The organism is Kistimonas ophiarachnellae (assembly GCF_057552235.1).
Genome location: NZ_BAAJPA010000001.1, coordinates 338,904 through 361,129, shown reverse-complemented (window position 1 = coordinate 361,129; position 22,226 = coordinate 338,904). Strand labels below are relative to the sequence as shown.

Annotated in this window: 17 protein-coding genes; 11 read left to right on the top strand and 6 right to left on the bottom strand. The window is 53.2% G+C overall.

All coding sequences use genetic code 11. The features are described 5' to 3' along the window. Positions 1 to 115: 115 nt before the first annotated feature. Positions 116 to 679 (top strand): hypothetical protein, encoded by a 564-nt coding sequence (locus tag AC27K1_RS01505; RefSeq protein WP_487147761.1) that lies wholly within the window; start codon positions 116 to 118, stop codon positions 677 to 679. Between the two features lie 99 nt (positions 680 to 778). Beyond that, positions 779 to 1,417, top strand: a complete 639-nt coding sequence (locus tag AC27K1_RS01500) for a LysE family translocator (protein ID WP_487147760.1) — start codon at positions 779 to 781, stop codon at positions 1,415 to 1,417. 85 nt (positions 1,418 to 1,502) lie between these two features. On the opposite strand, the gene AC27K1_RS01495 is transcribed toward AC27K1_RS01500, so the two are convergent. Together AC27K1_RS01495 and AC27K1_RS01490 are read right to left on the bottom strand one after the other, a co-directional pair. Further along, positions 1,503 to 2,729, bottom strand: coding sequence for an aspartate aminotransferase family protein (locus AC27K1_RS01495; RefSeq protein ID WP_487147758.1), 1,227 nt, complete (start codon positions 2,727 to 2,729; stop codon positions 1,503 to 1,505). Between the two features lie 119 nt (positions 2,730 to 2,848). Then, positions 2,849 to 7,669: an NAD-glutamate dehydrogenase gene (locus AC27K1_RS01490; RefSeq protein WP_487147756.1), complete on the bottom strand. Its 4,821-nt coding sequence runs from the start codon at positions 7,667 to 7,669 to the stop codon at positions 2,849 to 2,851. A gap of 404 nt (positions 7,670 to 8,073) precedes the next feature. Between AC27K1_RS01490 and AC27K1_RS01485 the strand changes: the two genes are divergently transcribed. Beyond that, on the top strand, positions 8,074 to 9,339 hold the full coding sequence (locus AC27K1_RS01485; protein ID WP_487147755.1) for a hypothetical protein: 1,266 nt from the start codon (positions 8,074 to 8,076) through the stop codon (positions 9,337 to 9,339). A gap of 118 nt (positions 9,340 to 9,457) precedes the next feature. On the opposite strand, the gene AC27K1_RS01480 is transcribed toward AC27K1_RS01485, so the two are convergent. Both AC27K1_RS01480 and AC27K1_RS01475 read right to left on the bottom strand, forming a co-directional pair. Beyond that, entirely contained in the window at positions 9,458 to 11,194 is a 1,737-nt protein-coding gene (locus tag AC27K1_RS01480) for a hypothetical protein (RefSeq protein ID WP_487147754.1), read from the bottom strand. A gap of 14 nt (positions 11,195 to 11,208) precedes the next feature. Further along, positions 11,209 to 11,445: a hypothetical protein gene (locus AC27K1_RS01475; protein WP_487147752.1), complete on the bottom strand. Its 237-nt coding sequence runs from the start codon at positions 11,443 to 11,445 to the stop codon at positions 11,209 to 11,211. A gap of 656 nt (positions 11,446 to 12,101) precedes the next feature. On the opposite strand from AC27K1_RS01475, the gene AC27K1_RS01470 reads away from it, so the two are divergent. After that, on the top strand, positions 12,102 to 13,145 hold the full coding sequence (locus AC27K1_RS01470; protein ID WP_487147751.1) for a GlxA family transcriptional regulator: 1,044 nt from the start codon (positions 12,102 to 12,104) through the stop codon (positions 13,143 to 13,145). A gap of 21 nt (positions 13,146 to 13,166) precedes the next feature. Further along, on the top strand, positions 13,167 to 13,883 hold the full coding sequence (locus AC27K1_RS01465; protein WP_487147749.1) for an SIMPL domain-containing protein: 717 nt from the start codon (positions 13,167 to 13,169) through the stop codon (positions 13,881 to 13,883). Between the two features lie 81 nt (positions 13,884 to 13,964). On the opposite strand, the gene AC27K1_RS01460 is transcribed toward AC27K1_RS01465, so the two are convergent. Then, on the bottom strand, positions 13,965 to 14,846 hold the full coding sequence (locus tag AC27K1_RS01460) for a LysR substrate-binding domain-containing protein (RefSeq protein ID WP_487147748.1): 882 nt from the start codon (positions 14,844 to 14,846) through the stop codon (positions 13,965 to 13,967). Positions 14,847 to 15,308: 462 nt separating this feature from the next. Between AC27K1_RS01460 and AC27K1_RS01455 the strand changes: the two genes are divergently transcribed. From AC27K1_RS01455 to AC27K1_RS01440, 4 genes are all read left to right on the top strand, one after another. After that, positions 15,309 to 16,082: an ABC transporter ATP-binding protein gene (locus AC27K1_RS01455; RefSeq protein ID WP_487147747.1), complete on the top strand. Its 774-nt coding sequence runs from the start codon at positions 15,309 to 15,311 to the stop codon at positions 16,080 to 16,082. Positions 16,083 to 16,170: 88 nt separating this feature from the next. Then, positions 16,171 to 16,926, top strand: a complete 756-nt coding sequence (locus tag AC27K1_RS01450) for a transporter substrate-binding domain-containing protein (protein ID WP_487147745.1) — start codon at positions 16,171 to 16,173, stop codon at positions 16,924 to 16,926. Between the two features lie 63 nt (positions 16,927 to 16,989). Next, a complete protein-coding gene (locus AC27K1_RS01445; RefSeq protein WP_487147743.1) occupies positions 16,990 to 17,679 on the top strand; it encodes an ABC transporter permease in 690 nt (229 codons plus the stop codon). Between the two features lie 2 nt (positions 17,680 to 17,681). Next, a complete protein-coding gene (locus tag AC27K1_RS01440; RefSeq protein ID WP_487147742.1) occupies positions 17,682 to 18,431 on the top strand; it encodes an ABC transporter permease in 750 nt (249 codons plus the stop codon). A gap of 99 nt (positions 18,432 to 18,530) precedes the next feature. Here AC27K1_RS01440 and hmpA read toward each other — a convergent pair whose 3' ends face one another. Beyond that, positions 18,531 to 19,736: an NO-inducible flavohemoprotein gene (hmpA, locus tag AC27K1_RS01435; protein ID WP_487147740.1), complete on the bottom strand. Its 1,206-nt coding sequence runs from the start codon at positions 19,734 to 19,736 to the stop codon at positions 18,531 to 18,533. Positions 19,737 to 19,844: 108 nt separating this feature from the next. Between hmpA and AC27K1_RS01430 the strand changes: the two genes are divergently transcribed. After that, positions 19,845 to 20,273 carry an Rrf2 family transcriptional regulator gene (locus AC27K1_RS01430; RefSeq protein ID WP_487147739.1) on the top strand — a complete coding sequence of 143 codons (429 nt, stop codon included), beginning with the start codon at positions 19,845 to 19,847 and terminating at the stop codon, positions 20,271 to 20,273. 353 nt (positions 20,274 to 20,626) lie between these two features. Continuing rightward, complete coding sequence (locus tag AC27K1_RS01425; protein WP_487147738.1) at positions 20,627 to 22,078, top strand: hypothetical protein; 1,452 nt, start codon at positions 20,627 to 20,629, stop codon at positions 22,076 to 22,078. Positions 22,079 to 22,226 lie beyond the last annotated feature (148 nt).

The window sequence follows — 22,226 nt, the reverse complement described above, 5'->3', positions numbered from 1 at the left end:
TGCACTTATTGTTTAAATCCAGCGTCACGCTCTATCAGACCGTTTTTTCTTTACGGGAATCTGTTTCCCCGAGAGTATTGCACTGTGCAATCCAGAGAAATTCGAGAACATTAAGATGAAAACTAAAACAGTACTGCCCTCGCTTATTGCAAATTTACCAAACCAGTATTGGGCCCGAAGAATTCCCTCAGAGAGCAAGCGAAATCCAGCCATGCTTTATAAAGGCGTTGCATTTCGGGCAGACGGTGGTTTTTACGAAGAAGTAGAAGGGTGCAAAATCTTTCGGGGAATGGAATACTTCTTCCAGCATGGCTTTACTCAGCAGCATATTGATGAAAAGAGTTATAAGTTGGATTTTAATACTGTCTCGGGAAGAAATATGTCTGGAAAAACGTTAAACGCTGGCATATCAACGACCTATGACTTCTATTATGCCCTTAACTTCATTGGGGGAAATGGGCTGAAAAATACCTATATTGTTGATCTTTACGAGCATCCTTTCTCCATTGACATTAATTATTCATCTTTGGCATATGATTATCACGTCAGACTGACAAAGCAATGTGAAGTGAATGTGACCAATAGCATTGATGCCTCCTTTATTTTTGGTCACTACAACAGACAAACACAACTATTAACCTTTAATCCCAATTATGACGGCGTTATTGAGTTGGACTAGACAAGGAGTGATGCTCTTCGAGTTAATTATTAATCACGCCCTACAGAGCGTAGCCTACAATTCCGCTACTGATTGATGGATTCATATTCCAGGCCGGTCATGACGCTTGATGCATGGTGCCTTTTCATCACCGTTCTATTGCTGGCGTTGCTGGTGCCAGGGCCGGATATGCTGGTGGTCATCTACTGGAGCCTGATGAAAGGACGTTGGCCAGGCATCAAGGCAGCGCTGGGCGTGAGTTTCGGAGCCAGCCTCCAGGCGACAGTAACCGCGCTCGGGTTATCCGCACTGTTGAACACCTACCCTTTTCTGTTCACAACGATTCAATGTGCTGGCGCCATGTACCTGATGTACATCGGCTTGGGCATTATTAAAAGCGCCCGATTACCGCCAACTTTCACTCAAAATAGCGACAGAACACCCTTTATTCAGGCATTTTGTACAAATGCATTAAACCCAAAAGCATTGCTTTTCTTTCAGGCCCTGCTGCCTCAATTCATTGACTTCAACGCCAGCGAAACCGTAACCAAACAATTTATCGTCTTAGGCTACACAGCCAGCATTCTGTCACTGGTTTATTACCTGGTACTGATTGAAATCGTGGTCTTGCTCGGAAAACAGCGATTCATCAACAGCGACAACGCGCCCTGGATTCATTGGCTTACAGGCTTGCTGCTTATAGCGCTGGGCATTGGTTTGCTGTTCTATGCACAGCAAACCAATGTCTCTGATGCTTGAATGAAGTAAGACGTCAGCGGCAGGGCAACTTTGGAGAGTAGAGTCGCCATAAGCCAGAAAGCCCTGCTTATGGCGACAATAACGATTAGGCTTCCGGACCTTCAGCCACTACCTTGGCAACCGCACGGGCAAACCGCTGCATACCCTCACGGATTTCGTCGTCGGAAATATTCAGCGCCGGCGCCATCCTCAGTACCTGGGGACCGGCCACCAGCAGCATCAGGCCTTCCGCACGGGCTGCCGCCAGGAAACGGGGTCCCTGGCCATGCCATTCCGGCTTCAACGCACAGCCAATCAGCAGGCCTTTGCCACGGACTTCTTCGAAGATACCGTGTTCACGGTTGATACGATCCAGCTCATCAACGAACAAACCATGCTTGCGCTGTACATCCGCCAGCATCTGTTCGTCACTGATGATGTTCACAACTTCCAGCGCCACCGCACAACCCAGTGGGTTACCGCCATAGGTGCTGCCGTGGGTGCCAAAACCAAGACTTTCTGCGCACTTGTCCGTGGTCAGCATGGCGCCAATCGGGAAGCCGCCACCCAGCGCCTTGGCCGTGGTCAGCACATCAGGCTCAACACCCAGTTCCATGTAGGCATAGAAGTGGCCGGTACGGCCAACACCGGTCTGGATTTCATCGAATACCAGCAGGGCATTGTGCTGGTCACACAGTTCACGAACACCGCGCACAAACTCGGGATCCGCAGGAATAATCCCGCCTTCTCCCTGGATGGGTTCCATGACCACCGCACAGGTACGGTCAGAAATCGCCGCTTTCAATGCCTCAAGGTTGTTGAATTCAACATGGGTGATACCGGCAGGCACCGGTTCAAAACCCTTGCGGTACTTTTCCTGGCCGCCGACGGACACGGTAAACAGCGTACGACCGTGGAACGACTGCCGGAAAGAGATGATTTCATGCTTTTCCGGGCCAACGTTGTCATAGGCATACTTACGCACCAGTTTGAACGCCGCCTCGTTGGCCTCACCGCCGGAATTACAGAAAAAGACCTTGTCGGCAAACGTCAGTTCGGTCAGGCGCTTTGCCAGCTTCAGGGCTGGCTCATTAGTGTAGACGTTGCTCAGGTGCCACAGTTGTTCGCTTTGTTCCTGCAGCGCCTTAACCAGGCGGGGATGGGCATGGCCAAGGGCATTAACAGCAATACCACCGGTAAAATCCAGGTATTCGTTTCCGCTCTGATCCCAGACCCGGGAACCTTCACCACGTACCGGCACCATATCCTGCGGCTTGTAGTTCGGTACCATGACTTCGTCAAAGGTCGCCCGCGTCACATTCTGTTCTGTCATCGCTTACTCCTGGAATCTTTATCCTGTAACTGTCGTTCTTTCGTTGTTGTCCGTTTTGTCCGGAAGCCCCCGGTCAATCACTGGCGAGGGACTTCCGGTATCACGTACGCTTCGTCGACTTAACCATTGGCCAGCAGGGCAAGATCCTGCATGGCGACCGAGAGCATGGCCAGGTCGGGCTTGCCGGCATTTTCAATGTCCGACATGGTACGCTGCCAGCGGTTCACCGGTATCGCACTTAACTCCAGCCAGGCATTCAGTTTCACCAGCGGATCCCCGCTTTCTCCACTGACAATGCTGCCGGTGTTCTCACCGAGACTGCGATCCAGCTGATCACGCAGGGAGGCCTTGGCCTTACGCTGCCAGAGGTCGCCCTCGGGCAGGCCACGAACCTGGTTACGCAACCAGTTCAGGGTCAGGCGATCCTCCAGGCCGAAGTAAACGGTGGCTGTCGCCTTAACCGACTGGTCATTGCGCGCTGCGATGCTGACGATATCCAGCACGTAATACAGGTAGCGGAAGCTCGCGCAGGTCAGCGCCAGGTCTTCCGGCATTCCCGCGTCAACCAGCGCCTGCTGACGCTCTGCCAGCAGCGCCCGGTCACTCTCGCCCAGGAATCCGGCCAGGTCTGCAGCCACAACTTCCACACCGGGACGATAGGTGTTGACCAGTGTTTCGATATCCAGTCCTGCGCCATGATTCCGCAGCATCCAGATACAGGCTTTTTCCACGTGACGCTGTACCCGGGTCAGCTCGTCTCGCTGGACACTGTCGTCCACACCCAGGCCCAGTTGTTCAAACTGTTCCCAGATTGAACGTACATCAAAGATGTCACGCACCGCCGCGAACGCACGCACGGCATCAATCGGCTGACACCGGGTTTCATTCTGCAGGTAGTCCACAAAGGTGGCGCCCATCCGGTTGCCGACCATATTGGCAATATGGGTTGCCAGGATTTCAGTCTTCAACGGATGCTGGTCAAGGCGATCAACAAACTGCGTCCGCAGCGCCGTCGGGAAGTAGCGTGGCAGCTCTTTGGCCAGGCTGGCGTCCTGATCAACCTGCGCTTGCACCAGGTTATCGAACAACTTGAGTTTGGCGTACGAGAGCAGTACCGATATTTCCGGCCGTACCAGCCCTTCCCCGGCTTTTGCACGCTCCTTGATGTCCTTGTCAGACGGCAGGCATTCCAACTGGCGATTCAGGCGACCTTCTTCTTCCAGCGTGCGGATCAGGTAACGGTGGTCGTTAAACAGCATCGCAGACTGGTGCGTGCTGAGACTCAACCGCTGACTCTGCAGGACGTTATGCCGTAACACCAGCCCGGCCACTTCATCGGTCATGCTGGCCAGCAGGGTGTTACGCTGCTTGACGGTCATATCGCCGTCGGCCACCACCTGGTTGAGCAGGATCTTGATATTCACTTCGTGGTCGGAGCTGTCGACACCGCCGGAGTTATCCACCGCATCCGTAGTGATAAGGCCGCCATTGCGGGCGATCTCAATCCGGGCGCGCTGGGTAATGCCCAGGTTACCGCCTTCACCAACAACGGCCGCCCGCAATTCCGGCGCATCAATACGAACACTGTCGTTAGCCCGGTCGCCCACCTGGAGATGGGTTTCCGCAGACGCTTTGACATAGGTGCCAATACCGCCATTCCAGAGCAGATCGACCGGCGCCATCAAAATAGCGCGGATCAGGTCAGACGGGGTCATGGAACGCACTTTGCCTTCAATGCCCAGTGCCTTGCGTATTTCAGGTGTCAGACTGATGGACTTGGCCTGACGACTGAAAATACCACCACCTTTGGAGATCAACGCCTTGTCATAATCCTCCCAGCTGGAGCGGGGCAGATTGAACAACCGCTGACGTTCGACAAACGACGTTTTGGCATCCGGCTGCGGATCAATAAAGATGTGCATGTGGTTGAACGCCGCCACCAGGCGGATATGTTCGGACAGCAACATGCCGTTACCGAAAACATCCCCGGCCATATCGCCGATACCCACCACGGTGAAGTCTTCCTGCTGGGTATCCACACCACGCTCACGGAACAGCCGCTTGACGGATTCCCAGGCGCCGCGGGCAGTGATACCCATTTTCTTATGGTCATAACCCTGGCTGCCACCGGACGCAAAGGCATCACCGAGCCAGAAGCCGTATTGGGCGGACATATCGTTGGCGATATCGGAGAAGGTGGCGGTCCCCTTGTCTGCCGCAACGACCAGGTAGGGATCGTCTTCATCATGACGCACCACATCCTGCGGCGGCACCACGTCACCCTGAACCAGGTTATCGGTGATATCCAGCAGGCCGCTGATAAAGACGCGGTAACTGGCAATACCTTCCGCCATCAGCGCTTCACGACCACCGTCAGACGGCAGTTGCTTGGGAATAAAGCCGCCCTTGGCGCCCACCGGCACAATCACGGCATTCTTCACCAGCTGTGCCTTGACCAGCCCCAACACCTCGGTGCGGAAATCTTCCCGACGATCGGACCAGCGCAAGCCGCCACGGGCGACCTTGCCGCCACGCATATGGACACCTTCCACCCGCGGGGAATAGACAAAGATTTCAAACTTCGGACGGGGCAGCGGGGCTGCAGGAATCTGTTCCGGACTGACTTTGAAAGAAAGGCAGGGCTTGTAGTCACCCTCAGTCGTGCGCTGGTAATAGTTGGTGCGCAGCATCGCCTGAATGACACTGAGATAGTGACGCAGGATACGATCCTCATCCAGGTTGCTGACTTCGTCCAATGCCACATCCAGTTTGGCCAGCAGCATATCAAGGGCTTTCACGTTGTCCTTGACGTACGCCGGATCAAACCGAGCTTCAAACAGCTGCACCAGGATACGGGTAATCGCCGGGTTGCCATTCAACGCCTGTTCCATGGATTGCTGACTGAACGGCACCTGCAGCTGCAGCAGGTACTTGGCCAGCGCCCGCAGCAGCACAATCTGCCGCCAGCTCAGACCGGCACTGACCACCAACGCATTGAAACCGTCGTTTTCCACGTCCCCTTTCCAGGTGTGGACAAAGGTCTGCTGGAACTGGTCCCTTACACCGTTGTCATCCATATCCAGGCCACTGCAGGCGGCAATGGCAAAGTCCAGCACCCAGGCCATCTCCCCGTCCCGGGGACGGACACTGTAAGGGCGTGCACTCAGGGTGCGAACCCCCATATGCTCCAGGATGGGCAGAACATCTGACAGCGCCAGCATGTCCCCCTGCCCCAGCACGCGGAAATGCAGACGATCAAAGTCGTTCACCGGATGGTACAGCAGGGTGTGCAGGGAGAGGCCGTCATCCAGCCCTTCCAGCCGTTCGATATCGACCACGGCCTGGCGGGGATGGTTATCTTCCCGGTACGCCGCCGGGAACGCATTCACATAACGGCGAGCCAGACGACTGCCCCGGGCTTCACCGGCACTGTCGACCAGCGCCTTCTGCAGGTGATCCTGCCAGCACATCATGGCGTCGGTCATGAGGGTTTCCAGCTGCCGGACATCCACCGCCTTTTCATTGGCATTCTGACAGTGAACCGTAAACTGCACCTGCGCCAGCGGGTTCTCGGAAAGCTGGACACTGAAATCAATGCTGTGGCCATCCAGTTCCTGCAACAGGATTTGCTGCAGTTTCAACCGGAACTCGGTATTGAAACGATCCCGGGGCACGTACACCATGGCGTTGATGAAACGGCCATAACTGTCTGGCCGGATAAAGACCCGGAGTTCCCGACGCTCCTGGCACTCCAGCACCCCCATGATGATCTCGTGCAGGTTATCAAAGCCCGCCTGCAACAGCTCATCGCGCGGATACTGGTTCACAATATGGCGAAGCGCCCGACCCGCATGGCTGTTCACGGGCACATCGGCGCTATCCAGCAGTTTTTGGACTTTAACCCGCAGCAATGGCACCTGCTTCAGCGGCGCGCTATACGCCTTGGAAGAGAACAAGCCGAAGAAGCGCCATTCGCCAACGACCTTGCCGCCGTCGTCAAAATGCTTGATGCCAAGGTAGTCCAGATGCGCCGGACGCTGGATGGTGGAACGGGTAGTGGACTTGGTGATCACCAGCAGTTCCGGTTCCTGCATTTTTTGCAGCAGGGATTCTGACAACGGGATTTCCAGCGGACTGTCGCTCACTTCCTCCCGGAAGGTCCCCAGGCCGGAATCATTCCGAATACACAACCTGGCCTGGCACCCGTCCTGCTCCAGCTCATAGTAGCGGTAGCCAATGAACAGGAAGTTATCGTTCTTGAGCCAGCGCAGGAACGCCAGGGTTTCTTCCAGCTCATCCGCCGGGATGGGCAGGGTATGGGTGGCGCAGTAATCAATGGCCTCGTCGAGGGTAGCCTGCATCCGTGGCCAGTCCTCAATGACCCGGTTAACATCCGCCAGCACCTGACGGATGATCTTGATCACCTGCTGCAGGGAAGCTTCATCGGGCTGGCGTTCAATCTCAATCCGGATCAGGGCTTCGGGACGACTACCCTCGACATGCTCATCATGGTCATGGACAGATTGCAATTGACCCTGTTTGTCACGTACGACATTGATCACCGGATGGGTCAGGCCATGAATATGCAGCTCCTGGCGATCCAGCTCCATGATGATGGACGACACCAGGAATGGCATGTCGTCGGACAGGATCTCGATCACGCTGTGCGTGGAATGCCACTGGTGCTCTTCCGGCGTCGGGTTATAGGCGCGCACCAGGGACTGGCCCCCGGCACGCTGCTGAATAAACTGCCACAGGCAGAGAAACGCGCCATACATCTCATCAGCGCCCCCCTCCAGCGGCTCCGTGCTCCGGGCATGGCGGTAGTAAATTTCCGCCAGGCGCAGCGCCTGCTCAATGTCATCGGAGGGCATGCGCTCGCGAACCCAGAGTTTGGCCTGGTCGGTGCTTAACTTGCGAAGGTCTAAAAAGGTATTCATAGCGAAACATCAGTTCGTTTGAGGGAATCCCGCCTGACTGGCCAGCACGGGGATACCCGCACCCGACCATTCCCAGACGCTATCAAAACCGTGCTTTCGTAGGTATTTGCCCTAGATTATCAAGGAAACCCACCCCGTCAAATTGCATGAATGCGACATTGACTTGCATCAACCTGACATCCCGTCATGTGCTACGGGTCATCCTGGCGCGGCTTCCCGGTGACATCGTCCATCCCGCCTCCGGATTCCTGTTGAGGCCATGGAACTAACGCCATCGGTAAGAGTCATAAGCCTGTCGGAGTATAAGGGCATTGCGGTAGCAAGGCGCTTGCAGGTCAGGCCGGAGCCCGGGAAACGCCCTGCCGATGACATGAGGAAAACAGAACGGAAATCAGGAGCCGTACATGGACACACCCGTCCCCCATACCGGGGTAAAAGCAACGCCCCATCCTCACCCGCAGTGCGAACCGGGGAAAGAGGCCAGCTCATCGCGTAAAAACCTGCTGCAGTCTGACGCCGGGAAAACCCGCGATGCCGCCGCCAGGCTGGATAACGTTTCCCTCCCTGTTCAGGCCGGCGCCTGCGATGTCAGCCCTTTCCTGTCACTTTCGCCCGGGCAGCGGATGGCCGTGATGTTTGACCAGGCGACACTGTCTGATATGGATGCCTATCAAGGTCAGTACCAAGTTAAAGCACAAAATGTTATTAAAGGGTGGCAGTGTCTTCTTGACGGGGTCAGAAAGAAGGTTTTCATCGCTTCAAAAACCAGGTTGAAAGCGTTTTTGATACAACTGCGAGGCACTCATTATCCTTGTTATGATGGGCCGGTGATTCCAAAGTCAGGCACGTGTGTCAATTCGTTCAAAAAAACAGCGAATGCACTGGTATCATTCGATGGCATCAGGTTCAAATACAGATTTCTCCAGAACTTTTACAAGGAGCAGGCACTTCCTGCTCTTCCCGTTTATGCCCTGCAGGATCCCGCTACCGGAGCTGATTCACTGCTGGCTATCAGTGAAGATTTTTGCATTTCACTTCTGAGTAAGGAATCAGAATACTCACCAGAAAAGCTGAGAGAATGGCTTTATGAGCTTTGGCAAGAGCCATCTTTCAACGAGTCAATCACGGGGCAGTTAGAGGCAGTGGCGAAAAAAACAAGGTGGGATACGCACGATTATGCTATCGGTAACTGGAAAACCATTATTAATGATAACCTCATGACAAAGGGTGAGGATGCAGAGCAATGGGAAAAAAAATTTTTTGGCATGCTTTTTAACGAATACCCGCTGACCAATATTATTTCCTATTTGCATCCCCCGAACAAATACAACGAAATACTGTTTGATGCGTGGTGCCAACGGGCAATAGACACCCTTCCCAAGCAAAAGACCAGAAAAGAACAAGTCGATACCATCGCGAAACTGTACTGTGAATGGATGACCTTTCGTCCCTTTGCCGGTAACGGCAGCTGCAGAAATAGCCTGTACGTGCTTCAGGGGATGCTGATGACGGTGGGACTGCCGCCCCTCTCCCTGGAAACCCGTTATCTCTTCGGCATCGCCCCCCATGAGCTTGCCGGGTTGATTGAAAAGTCCATAAACGCCATTATTCCGGGACCTGAAAAGGCGTTACCACGAGAGCTTATGACAATGGCCCGCCAGCTTGGCTGAGCGGTTTGAGCAGGTTGCCGGTACATTGGAAGGCCGGTCATACCCAGACGATGGATGGCAGGAAGTCGGACAGACGCATAAGTCACCGGGCAAAAGTCATCCCGATATTTTATGGGCTTCAGGCTGAGAAAATTGATTGCTGTGCACTTTGCAGGGACTGTTTCAGGATGTAATCAACAAGGTCACGCCAGTTTTTTTCCTCATGCTTTTCTTTCTTCTCTTTCACCCACGTATTGTATGCTGCTAACGAAATCTCCAAAAAAACATGATCAACATCAGGGTACTTTTTATCCAAAAATTTGGTGTAGAACTTATAAATAAAAGTCTTCAGGAGAGTATTGCCATCAGCAATCTTCTCATCACCTATTAAGGTGTAATGATACGCCCTCCGGACTTCAACAAAAAACTCCCTGATTTTTCCTTCTTCTTCATGCCTTCGCCAGATATCAACCGGTTGCAGTGACCGCCCATTGTATCTAAAGGCGTATTCACTCTTGAATTCCTCCATCTTCGCATCACAGGAGAACAGTTTTTTTATTTCTTCTTGAATCAATGATGTTGGGGCTTTAGGAAAGTCAATTTTCAGGTTCGATACCACGAATCTTTGCAGTGGGCATATACTCAAATCCTGACAAAGCGTTACTACACAGCCAGCCAGAACGAACTGGCATTTCTCTGTGTTATTCCCCCAACGTCTAATGCCGTTTAATTGTTGAGCAAGAACTGGAATCGCCCGAAAAGCGCCTTCAACCTCCTGGGTAGTGGGCGCCTTGTCTTCGGCCATGAACCTGGTAAAAGGTTTACACACCGAAACAGCCATGGCCCAGATAAAATTAGCCTGCGCGTGAGTTGGCCATTGGCTTATGTCCAAATCAGAGAAATCCATCAACTCAAAGTCACGACAATATTCTATATATCCTGTTGAGGCCAGCCCCCAAACGAGACTGCTGATCTGGTCCGGCCTGAGTGGGATGCCTTTGCGCACGGCTAAGGACTCAAGCAGTTTTTCGAGGGCGGGCTTGTAGTCGTTTTTTTTACTCCACGCTCGCAGTTTGGCCAGCCCGCAGATGATAGTGATGATGTTCGATCTTGTGAACCTTGCAGATTTTCTGACCAGGACCTTAAGCAGATTTTCAATGGCGCCATAATCATAAACTTCACCGGTCTCGCTCAGTTCCCCCAACCCCCATACGGTCATGCTGATCTCAACCGAATAGAATTTGCGGATGGTCTTGGCCATGGCCTTAAGCAGTTGTTCGAGGGCAAGCTGGTTGTTGAGGGTTTCACCGGCCTTATGCAGTTTCGCCAGTCCGCAGACCGTATTCCTGATATTCGTTGGACTTGAGAACTCACCGGCCTTTTGGGCCACGGCCACAAGTATTTGATCCAAAGCGCCTCGACTGAGGGGTTCACCGGCCTCGCGCAGTCTCCCAACGGAGATGACGAACCTGGCAATGCGGTACTTTTGATAGTCTTTTTCTGCCTTAAGTTTACTATGAAAGTCAGACTGTATGATGCTATGGTCCAGTAATCGCATCAGTGGCCCGTATAGTTTCGGTATTTGGCGACAACCATTGCCAGTGATCGTAAAGCTGGCCGCCATGTTTGAGACGTTTCTTATGGTTAAATGAATAGCCTTTTCCCGTGATTGCTCAAACAGCCATTCCATTTCATTAAAAAGTAGATCGAGTGCTGTTTCTTTATCTTTTATAGCAATTTCAAGTTTTTGAATGCGTTCGCTTAATAAACAATAGTATTTACCGCATGTTTCTTGCTCGTAGGGATGGCTAACAGATTCACGCAGATTGCTTTTGTTATCTTCGATGAAGTGAAGCAAGGAACCGGCATCTTGCACATTTTTGATGCTTATTAACAATGTTTTATCAACAGCTTGCGCATGGGCCTTCTTCTTTTGTCGGTCTTGATAAGATCCAGACGCTGAAGTTCTGCCTGTTTGAACGCTTTGCGCAGGAGAGGATGCCGTTCCGTATACGTCCCTGTACCTGCCCCTTTTCCTGCCTCGGTAGTCCCTACTTCTTTCTCTACTGTCCCTACGTCTTTCTCTGCTGTCCCTGCTTCTATCTCTGTCGCTCCTTTTCCCGTCACTGTGCATTGGCGGTGTTGACCGACGAGATAAAGGATTAACTGATCCTTCCATAATGCAAATACCGATTATGAATGTTGATTCATTTATTGATACTGATCCTCTTCGTTAAGAATATGAATAACCATAATGTTGAAATCGCCAGCAAAGTGATCGCAGGTGCCAGTCCGCGATCCTGCAACCGGAACCTGGCCGTTGACATTGTCAGCCAACATCATCTGGCAGTAAGGACAAATGACAGGCTTCGTTGCAGGCTCACGCTACCGTTAGTGCTTGGTTGTCGCTTGCATCGCTTATGAGCAACACGTCATTACAGCCTCTTTTAACCAGCGCTCAACGTTGAGTATCATGAATCAAAAAAGACGGCGCCAGGAATCGGTTAAAGTTCCTGCTCCGCCGCCGGGATCGCCCCAGATCGTCAGTGGCCGGTACCCCCCGGTTGCCTGGATACGATATTGACCGGAATCAGCCTGGCATTTCGGTAACGTATCCCATATCCATGACGACGGGAAAAAGCGTTTATCATTTACCAGCCATCCTTTAGGATAGGCGCGAGCAGAAACCGGCCTGGCGCCATGATGCCACCCGGCTGCATCCGGTTCGACCACATCCAGCGAAGCCGTACTGTTTTATCCGCACAGATTTCAGGGGTGAGTCATTGTCGTACGAAGTCAGTCCACGTCCCGCCGAACCGGCTGGCAGCCCGCTGTTGCAGCCAACGGGACGCCGCCCCCACCGTACCGGCTTTCTGCTGCTGCCTAATTTTTCCCTGATCGCGTTTTCCTCCGCGATCGAGCCGCTGCGCATGGCCAACCTGATTACCGGTGAAAACCTGTATGAACATAGCCTGATCAGCCACGATGGCAAGGCTGTCGCCAGTTCCGCCGGCGTTATCACGCAAGTTGACTGCGGGATTCGTGATGCAATCCACATTGATACCCTGTTCGTGGTCGGCGCCAGTCCCGTGGCGCGCACCGGGAACGAGAATATTATTGCCTGGTTGCGACAACAAAAGCAGAACAAGGCAGCGCTGGGCGGTATCGGTACCGGCTCTTACCTGCTGGCCTGTGCCGGGCTGCTGGACGGCTGCCGCGCCACGATCCACTGGTGGGATTACGAAAACCTGCGTGATGAGTTTCCGCTGATACGGGTGACCAACAACCTCTTTGAAGTGGATGGCCAGCGCTACACCTGCAGCGGCGGTACTGCCGCCATGGACATGATGCTGTTCCTGATCGGCCAGCGCCACGGCATGGAGCTGGCGGCCTCCATCTCGGAACAGTTTGTCTGCGAGCGTATCCGTACCGCCAAAGACCCCCAAAGGGTACCCCTGCAGCACCGGATTGGCGCCCGCCAGCCCAAGCTCGTGGAAGCGGTCACCTTGATGGAAAGCAACATCGAGGAACCATTATCAACCGACGATATCGCCTTCCATGTCGGGCTCTCCCGTCGCCACCTTGAGCGGTTATTCAAAAAACACCTGCAGGCGGTACCGTCCCGGTTCTACTTTAATATCCGTATGGAAAAGGCGCGTCGTCTGCTTCGGGAATCCGACAAATCCATTCTCCAGGTCGGACTGGCCTGCGGGTTTACCAGCGCCTCCCATTTCAGCACCGCCTACAAGAATCACTACGGCCAGACGCCCCGGGAAGAACGTAAAGCCCTGGAAGCGCCTGACAGCATTCATGTCTCGTTAGAGTGAATTACCAGAGAGGAAAGCGACATGCGATCATCAGCACGGTTTCCGGCCATCATCCTGGGTGGCTGTCTTATCGTCGCCTTCGGATTGCTGGGTTACCAGCTCGCCGACGGACTGATCACCTTCAAGCAAATGAGCCGAACCGTCGTCGCGAAGGGACTGGCGGAAATGGAAGTCCCGGCGGATATCGCCATCTGGCCGATCCGGTTCCGGGAAGCGGCCAACGACCTGGGCACACTGGTCAAGGATATCCAGACCAAGAATGACAGGATTGTCGCCTTCCTCCATGACCGGGGTTTTACCAAGCAGGAAATTTCCATCAACCCACCGGCCATCACCGACAACGAGACCCTGAACTACAACACCGGCAAGAACAAGTTCCGTTACACGGCTGAGTCTGATGTCACCGTCTACACCGATAATGTGGACCGGGTACGCAAGGCACGGCAGGAGATTCTGGAACTGGCGGCCGCCGGCATTGCCATCACCAGCAATGACTACGAGGCCCGCACCGAATACCTGTTCACCGGCCTCAACATCCTGAAACCCGCCATGATTGAAGAAGCCACCCGGAATGCCCGGGAGGTAGGAGAGAAATTCGCGCAGGATTCCGACAGCCAACTGGGCAAAATCAAATCCGCACGACAAGGGGTTTTCCAGATCACCGATCGGGATAAAAACACGCCTTACATAAAGAAAGTGCGGGTGATTTCCACCATCGAGTACTACCTGACCGATTGAGCACTGAGGCTGCAGTGACCTGGAACTGCAGCCTGTCCATCAAACCTGGAAGACGATACTTCTTGAATAAACACCGTTCAATTACTCAACCACCTGTTCCAACAGTATTTCGATTAAGGCACGGGTCACAGGTCGTTGACTGATGTGGCTGGGGCATATCAGGTAATAGGCGGAATCGCCTTTAATCTCCAGCGGTGACAATCGCTGTAAACGTCCATTATTGATTTCATCAGCATAGAGATCCAGGTCTGCCATAGCGACGCCATACCCACTGCAGGCTGCAGAAACAGCCAGCTCCATGGATTCAAACCGGGTGCCTCCTGCCAGGTCCACCTGATCCTGTAGCCCGGCTGCCTCTAACCAGCCACACCAGGCATTGCGGTCAGGATTGGTATGTAACAGTGTGTGCTGGTTCAAATCAGCAAGGTCAAAGCGATCTGAATCAGGAATCAGCGCCGGTGAACAGACAGGGCTGAGGCGCTCCTCACGCAACAGTGTGACATCAAATTCAGGCCAGTCACCGTCACCAAAGACCAGCGCCACATCAAAGCGGCGGCTGTCGAGATCATGGTGCATAAAGACAGTTTCCACCTGCAACTGCACTTCCGGAAACTGCTGCTGGAAGGCAATCAACCGGTGCAGTAACCAGCGCACTGCCAACGTGGGCGAAACCCAGAGCCGCAACCGCTGAGGCTCACCCATCAATTGGCCACATGCCTCCCGGATACTGCTAAACGCATCCGCCACAACCGGGTGCAGGGCCTGGGCCGCTGACGTGGGGCGCAATCCCCCCGGAATACGTTCAAATAACCGCAGGTTAAACCAGGCTTCCAGTTGCCGAACCTGCTGGCTAACCGCGCCTGCGGTGACACACAACTCATCTGCGGCATGGGTAAAACTGCTATGGCGAAACGAAGCCTCAAAGGCCCGCAAGGCATTCAGTGGCGGCAGGGGACGGGGCATGGCTGATCACACATCCTGACGGTGACAGAAATTCTCAGGTGGGCAGGAGATTTTTTCGCTTTCCCTCCACGAAAGGCAGTAATACCGTGTATCCACTTCCCGGGAAATAGCATCCGTCGTGTAATCCGCACTGCCTGCAGGCGAAATGGCTCCCATTCCGGTAAGACAATGACCTGTGGCAACAAAGCGCCTGCATTCGACAGCGGTTTAAACACGCCTTAACCAAAAGCCGCGCAGAGGAAAAACAATGTCCGATTCTGGAAACTTATTTTGCCACTGTCTGGTAGTTTGATGACCTGACACATTCAAATAACACGATAACAAGGTGTCTAACTGTCCTCTGGCAGTGGATGCAATACGATCGGGTCCCGGTAACAGGGCGTCGGTAACGACACGGGCATGACCTTCGGGTGGAGTGACAGGCCCGCCACTGCAAACCGGGATTCAGCGGAGATAAAAACGATGTCAACCGGTCCCGCTGCGATAGAAATCAGGAACCTGCACAAAACGTTCGGCCAGGATGAAGTCCTCAAGGGCATCGACCTGACCGCCCACGACGGCGACGTGGTCTCCATCATCGGTTCCAGCGGCTCAGGCAAAAGCACCTTCCTGCGCTGTATCAACCTGCTCGAACAACCCACCGAAGGTGAAATCGCCATCAGTGGAGAGCCCCTGGTGCTGAAAAGAACGCGCTCCGGTGACCTGGATGCCGCCAATCACAAACAGCTCACCCTGATGCGGGAACGCCTCGGGTTTGTGTTCCAGAATTTCAACCTCTGGCCCCACATGACCATTCTTGAAAATGTCATCGAGGCACCCGTCAATGTCCTGAAGCAGAAAAAGGCAGAAGCCCTCGAAACCGCTGAACGACTCCTGCATAAGGTCGGCATGTATGAGCGCAAAGACTTTTATCCCGGCCAGCTTTCCGGTGGGCAACAGCAGCGTGTCGCCATTGCCCGGGCGCTGGCGATGGATCCCCAGGTCATGCTGTTCGACGAACCGACCTCGGCACTGGACCCGGAGCTGGTCGGTGAAGTATTGAACGTCATGCGCAGCCTGGCGGAAGAAGGCCGCACCATGCTGATCGTGACCCACGAAATGGCCTTTGCCCGGGAAGTCTCCAGCCAGGTGATGTTCCTGCACCAGGGCAAGGTAGAAGAGTTTGGCCCGCCAGCCCAGGTGTTTGGTAATCCGGCATCCGCACGTTGCCAGGCCTTTGTCTCCAGTATCTTCTGATTACGGCAGAAGACGTGTAATACCGTTAACAACGATAAATGGCCATTCACAGGCCAGCAGTAATAAACAACGGAACAGGAAAAACAACATGACGATCAAGAATAAACTGCTCTCAACGATTGTCGCCGCCAGCCTGGCCATCAGCGCCGGCAGCGCCATGGCCGCTGAAAAGATCCGCTTCGCCACCGAAGGCGCCTGGGCGCCCTTTAACTTCATTGATGAGACCGGCAAACCCCGGGGCTTTGATGTGGATATCGCCGACGCCCTGTGTGAAAAGCTGGAGGCAGAATGTGAGATGGTCACCCAGGATTGGGATGGTCTGATTCCCGGCCTGAAAGTGCGTAAGTTCGACGCCATTATCGCCTCCATGTCGATCACCGAAGAGCGCCAGCGCGTCGTTGATTTCACCGATCCCTACTATTCCGGTGGCCTGCGCTTTGTCGCCGCCAAGGACAAGGATTTCGATACAACCGTTGAAGCCCTGAAGGGCAAGACCATCGGTGCCCAGCGCGCGACCGTCGGTGGTATCTATCTGGAAGATAACCTGTCAGATGTCGTCAATGTGAAACTGTATGATACCAACGACAGTGTCTACCTGGACCTGAAGTCCGGTCGACTGGATGGCGCCATATCCGATGAACTGCCGACCTATGAGTGGCTGAAAAACGAACCCGGCTTTGAATACAAGGGTGAGGCCTTCAACAAAAACGACAAGATCGGCATTGCTGTCCGCAAGAATGACCAGGAACTGCGTGACAAGCTGAACCGTGCCCTGCAGGCCATCGTTGCTGACGGCACCTATGCCGAGATCAACGCCAGGTACTTCCCCTTCTCCATCTACTGATAGGTCACCCCGGACACGGAGCGGCCCTGCCGCTCCCCCTTCCTGCGAGTAGAGGATGTATGCATGCTTGAACTGCATGGCTTTGAAGACCAGCTTCTGGCAGGGGCGATGGTCACCGTCAAGCTGGCGCTGGCTGCCCTGGCAGTCGGCCTGGTACTGGGGTTGCTGGGCGCATCCGCGAAACTGTCCCGCTTCCGGGTGGCCCGTGCCATTGCCTCCGGCTATACCGGCCTGATCCGCGGCCTGCCGGAACTCCTGACAGTACTGATCATTTATTTTGGCGCCACCACGGTGCTGATGGGCATTGCCAGCCAATTCGGTTACGACGAATACATTGAGATCGGCCCCTTTGCCGCCGGTGTCACGGCGCTTGGCCTGACCTTTGGTGCTTATGCGACGGAAGTCTTCCGAGGCGCAATTCAGTCCATCCCTGCCGGACAGCGCGAAGCCGGCCTGGCCCTGGGCATGAGCAAACTGCGTATCTTTTTCCGCATTACCCTGCCCCAGGTCTGGCGGCTGGCGCTGCCGGGGCTTGGCAACCTGTTCCTCGTACTGCTCAAGGATACCGCGCTGGTGTCGGTCATCGGACTGGACGACATCATGCGTAAGGCCAGTGTGGCCGTGAATTACACCAAGGAACCGTTCACTTTCTACCTGGCTGCAGCCTTCATGTACCTGCTGCTGACCATTGTCACCATGATCGGTCTCCACTACCTGGAAAAACGCGCTAACCGCGGCGTCGCGAGGGCCTGATTATGGATTTCAGTGTTGTCATCGACTATTTCCCCCGCCTGATGGAAGGCGCCTGGATGACCGTTCAACTGGTGGTCGTCTCCGGCATTCTTGGTGCAGCCATGGCGCTGCCCATCGGCCTGGCGCGCCATTCCGACAAACTCTGGATCAAGTCGCTGCCCTACAGCTATATCTTCTTTTTCCGTGGCACCCCGCTGCTGGTGCAGCTGTTTCTCGTCTATTACGGACTGGCGCAGTTCGAGATTGTCCGCGAAAGCATTTTCTGGCCTTATATACGTGAACCTTACTGGTGTGCAATCATCGCTTTCTGCCTGAATACATCAGCGTATTCTGCGGAAATCCTCAGAGGCGCACTGGCATCTATTCCCAAGGGAGAAATTGAGGCTTGTCGTGTACTGGGTATGAGCAAGGTGCAGATGTACCGTCGTGTACTCCTGCCCCGCGCCTTCGGCATGATTCTGCCGGCTTACGGCAATGAAGTGATCCTGATGCTCAAGAGTAGCGCGCTGGCCAGTACCATTACCCTGCTGGACCTGACCGGTATGGCCCGGACCATCATTGCCCGTACCTATACACCCATTGAAATCTTCCTGGCGGCAGGCGCCTGCTACCTCGTACTGAGCCTGATCATGATGGGAGGCTTCAGGCTGCTGGAGAAACGTTTTAACGGGCACCTGAACCCGAAACGCAGACCCATTGTTAAAAGTACCGCCGAGGCTGGCAGAGTGATCCCGGAAAAAGTCACCGCCTGACTCTGCAAAACAAGCATCAAATAAGCATTACCTGAAAGCAAAAATGAAAAAGGCTATGGTTGAATAGACCATAGCCTTTTTCCTGAGATGCCGACCGGCTTAAAGGCTGCTGTAGGGACCAAATACCTCGTAGTGTATCCGTTCGTCTTCGACGCCCCACTCTACCAGTGTTTCTTTGACCATCTTCATAAAAGGCAGTGGCCCACAGAAATAAAAATGCGCACCTGGAACATCTATCGCCTGGCGAACCCTTTCCAGCGCCATGTGTCCATCAAAATCATAGTCTTCAGCGGGACGATCACCTGCATCCGGCTGGTTATACCACACCCAGGATTTCAACCGTTCCTGTTGCTGTTCCTTATTACGAATATCGTCTTTGAAAGCATGTAAACGCCCATTGTCACAGGCATGCAGCCAGAATAGCGATCCTTGATGTCCATTGCTAAGCTGCGTGTTCAACATTGACAGCATCGGTGTTAAGCCAACACCTGCGCTGATCAGTACAACTGGCGTCTGCTCATCAACATTCAGGAAGAAATCGCCGGCAGGTGGCATAACCTCAATCACATCACCTTCATTAACGGCGTCATGTAGCCAGTTTGATACCAGTCCATCGACGTCACCGGTTTCACGCTTGACGCTGATACGATAATCGCGGCCATTTGGCGCATCAGACAACGAGTACTGTCGGATTTCTGCATAGTCACTGGTGGCTGGTTTCAGTTTGATGCCCAGATACTGCCCGGGCCTGAAATCCATGACCGGTTTACCATCCACAGGCTCAAGCGAGAATGAAGTAATCAGGTCACTCTCACGTTTTTTTTGCGCAACCCTGAAAGGACGAAGACCACGCCAGCCACCACGGGCTTCTTCACTGGCCTGATAAATAGCTTCTTCCCGTTCAATGAAAATTGTCGCCAATAATTGGTAAGCCTCGGTCCATGCCTGCAGCACTTCATCCGTAGCCGCATCACCCGCCAGCTCACGAATAGTTTCAATAAGATGATGCCCGACAATCCGGTACTGATCCGGCGTAATGAGGAAACTGGTGTGCTTCTGGGCAATACGCTCAACAACGGCGCTCAGTACGGAAAGGTTATCAATATTTCTGGCATACCCGAGAACGGCTTCAAACAGTGCAACCGGTTGTCCATCGGAGCGCTGATGACTCAGATTGAACACATCCTTCAGTTCCGGGTTATGGGAAAACATCCGCTGGTAAAAATGGCGAGTCAGTTGCGTACCGGCAGACTCAAGCAGGGGGATAGTGGACTGTACAATCCTGATGGTTTCTGAAGATAACATAACAACCTTAAATATGTATTTTTTATACCTCTTTTATAATCTTGTATTTAGAATGCATGTTCAAGTTAAAATGCCCATGCTTTCCCAACCTGTACAAAGCGGTTCCCGATGCGTCTTACCACATTCACCGATATTGGCCTGCGCGCCCTGATGTACCTGGCCACCCGCCCGGAGGGTTATAAGTCCAGCATTACGGAAGTGACCGAGGCCTACGATCTCTCACGCAACCATGTGGTCAAGGTGGTTCACCAGTTGGCTCGTGCCGGCCTGGTACACAGCATTCGCGGCAAGGGTGGCGGCATCATGCTCGGCAAACCGGCGGATGAAATACGCATTGGCCAGGTCGTAATGGCGCTGGAAGAATCCCTGCAAGTGGTAGACTGCACCAAACCGGTCTGCAAAATCCTGCCTGCCTGTCGGCTGAAGGGCGTGCTAAAGGAAGGGGTGGACGCATTTATTGGAGTGCTGGATCAATATACCCTGGCGGATCTCATTGGAAACAAGAAAGACCTGATACCGTTATTGCTACAAGATTGAGCCTCGCAGTTATTAGCCTGCATTGTCACAACAATCATCAATACCCACGCTATATCCAAGGCGACGCCTGTTTATACCTAAGTCCAATACCTGTAAGAGAACTTAACGGGCATTCAGGGTTCTAAATTAGAACAAGCATAATTGGGATGATAAGCATGTGTTGCAGCACAAATTCTACTACCCATGCCAGCACGCCCACTGGGCACGCTCTTAGGGCCGGGAATGGAACCGGGCACGACCCGGCTCCATTCCCCCGTGTTCAGAGCCAACCTGACCTGACAACACAAACCCCCATTCATCAAAGAAACGTATGCAGGACATCCCTGACTATCCGGATATTCTGTTACCGGGTCTTGCTGGCCCTGTTTTCCTGCTGTTGCCAGCAAAACGCACTGGGCTGGCGTGAACGCATCGCTGAACTTGAAAGACTGCGTAATGGACAACCAGGACATCCTGCACACCCCGTGACGCCTTCCAGTCCATCTTCTTTGGCCAGCAACCAGAGGGGCGCGGATGACGGGACAGAGATTGAGCCTCCCCCATCCAACGAAGACGTTGTATCAAGCCCCATTCATACATCTCATTTACCCACTGGAGCCAGGGATAGAACAGAACCATCAAGCAGCAGAAATGATTTGCCAGGCATCCTCAAAGAACTGTTGCCAAATGTCTCCGCTCAGGTCATCGACAAAATTGCACCTTCCTTTGACAGAGAATGTATCGCGATACATGGCAAGCATTTGCATGAGATTTACCGGGATAATCCTGATACCGCATTAAAATTTATTACTGAACGGCAATCTGTCCGCTCGGAAATCTCCAAAGGTCGCGTTTATCAGCTAAACGAATTGTCGTTGCAAGAGATAGACGAATGGTATGAAAAGTACGATTTCGAAAGCGAACGGATTGCCCGGGAATTTATAAAAAATGCCGGGGCTAATATTCCTGATAACCAGCGTCGTTTTTATCGCGGCGGCGGCAAGCATGAAGCCTCTCGAAAGAGAAACAGGCTCCTTAAGTTTGATGCACCATTCGATCTGGAAAATGTCAACCAGGCAAGAACGACTAACGGCCCGGGCCTTTACCTGACACAGGACAACACTGAAACTCATTATTATATGGAAGGTGAGAATCCCGCCATGGTTTGTGAAATCGTCGTGAGGCCTGAAACCGTTGTACTGGATTTTACCAACGCGGGGCAAGATACATTTTTCGATTATCTTCTAAGAAACCATCCAGCACAGGCGGAACATATCAAGGAACAATTCAAGACAGGAAAATGTAGCTACCCCGGTGCTGTTTATGTATGGGACACCAGAAGAACAGCAGATCAATGTCTGTATAGCAACGCAACAATCAGAGACGCCAATTTGATTGAGTCAACCAGAATCTATGACCAGGGAATACAGACGAAAGTACATATCCCGATTGATAAGGAAGAAATTGACAGGCAATCATCCGGGTTAACTCTCAAGACCGTTGATCTGGCAGGAAAACATGTCACGAAAAAATACGCAGCAAACGTGCATTTTCCTGATGGCACAATGAAAACACTTGAAGTGTCCCAGTATGAACACTTACAGGGAGAAGACGCCAAAACAATAAGAGGACAACAGAACGAATATAAATTCTGCGCGACTGATCCCAACACCCATCTCAACGTGAGAATCAAGCCTGACGCCCCGGGGTACGAGCGCAGGGCAAGTGCCACAAGAAGGCTACCCAATCATAACTTCAGAGACTTCCACGTTACACTGCACAGGCCCAAGCTGACTGGACGTGATGCTATTCGTCACGGTTCCTGATACGCAGGCATGCTACTCGCGGTTGTTGTATCTCAGCACTTGACGATTTCCAGATAAAAGCCCTTGCCTGATCATTTACGCCTGTGCTCACGGTGTCTGCCATCCTCGCAAAACACCTCATCGTCGTAAATGATAACTGCCGGCGTAA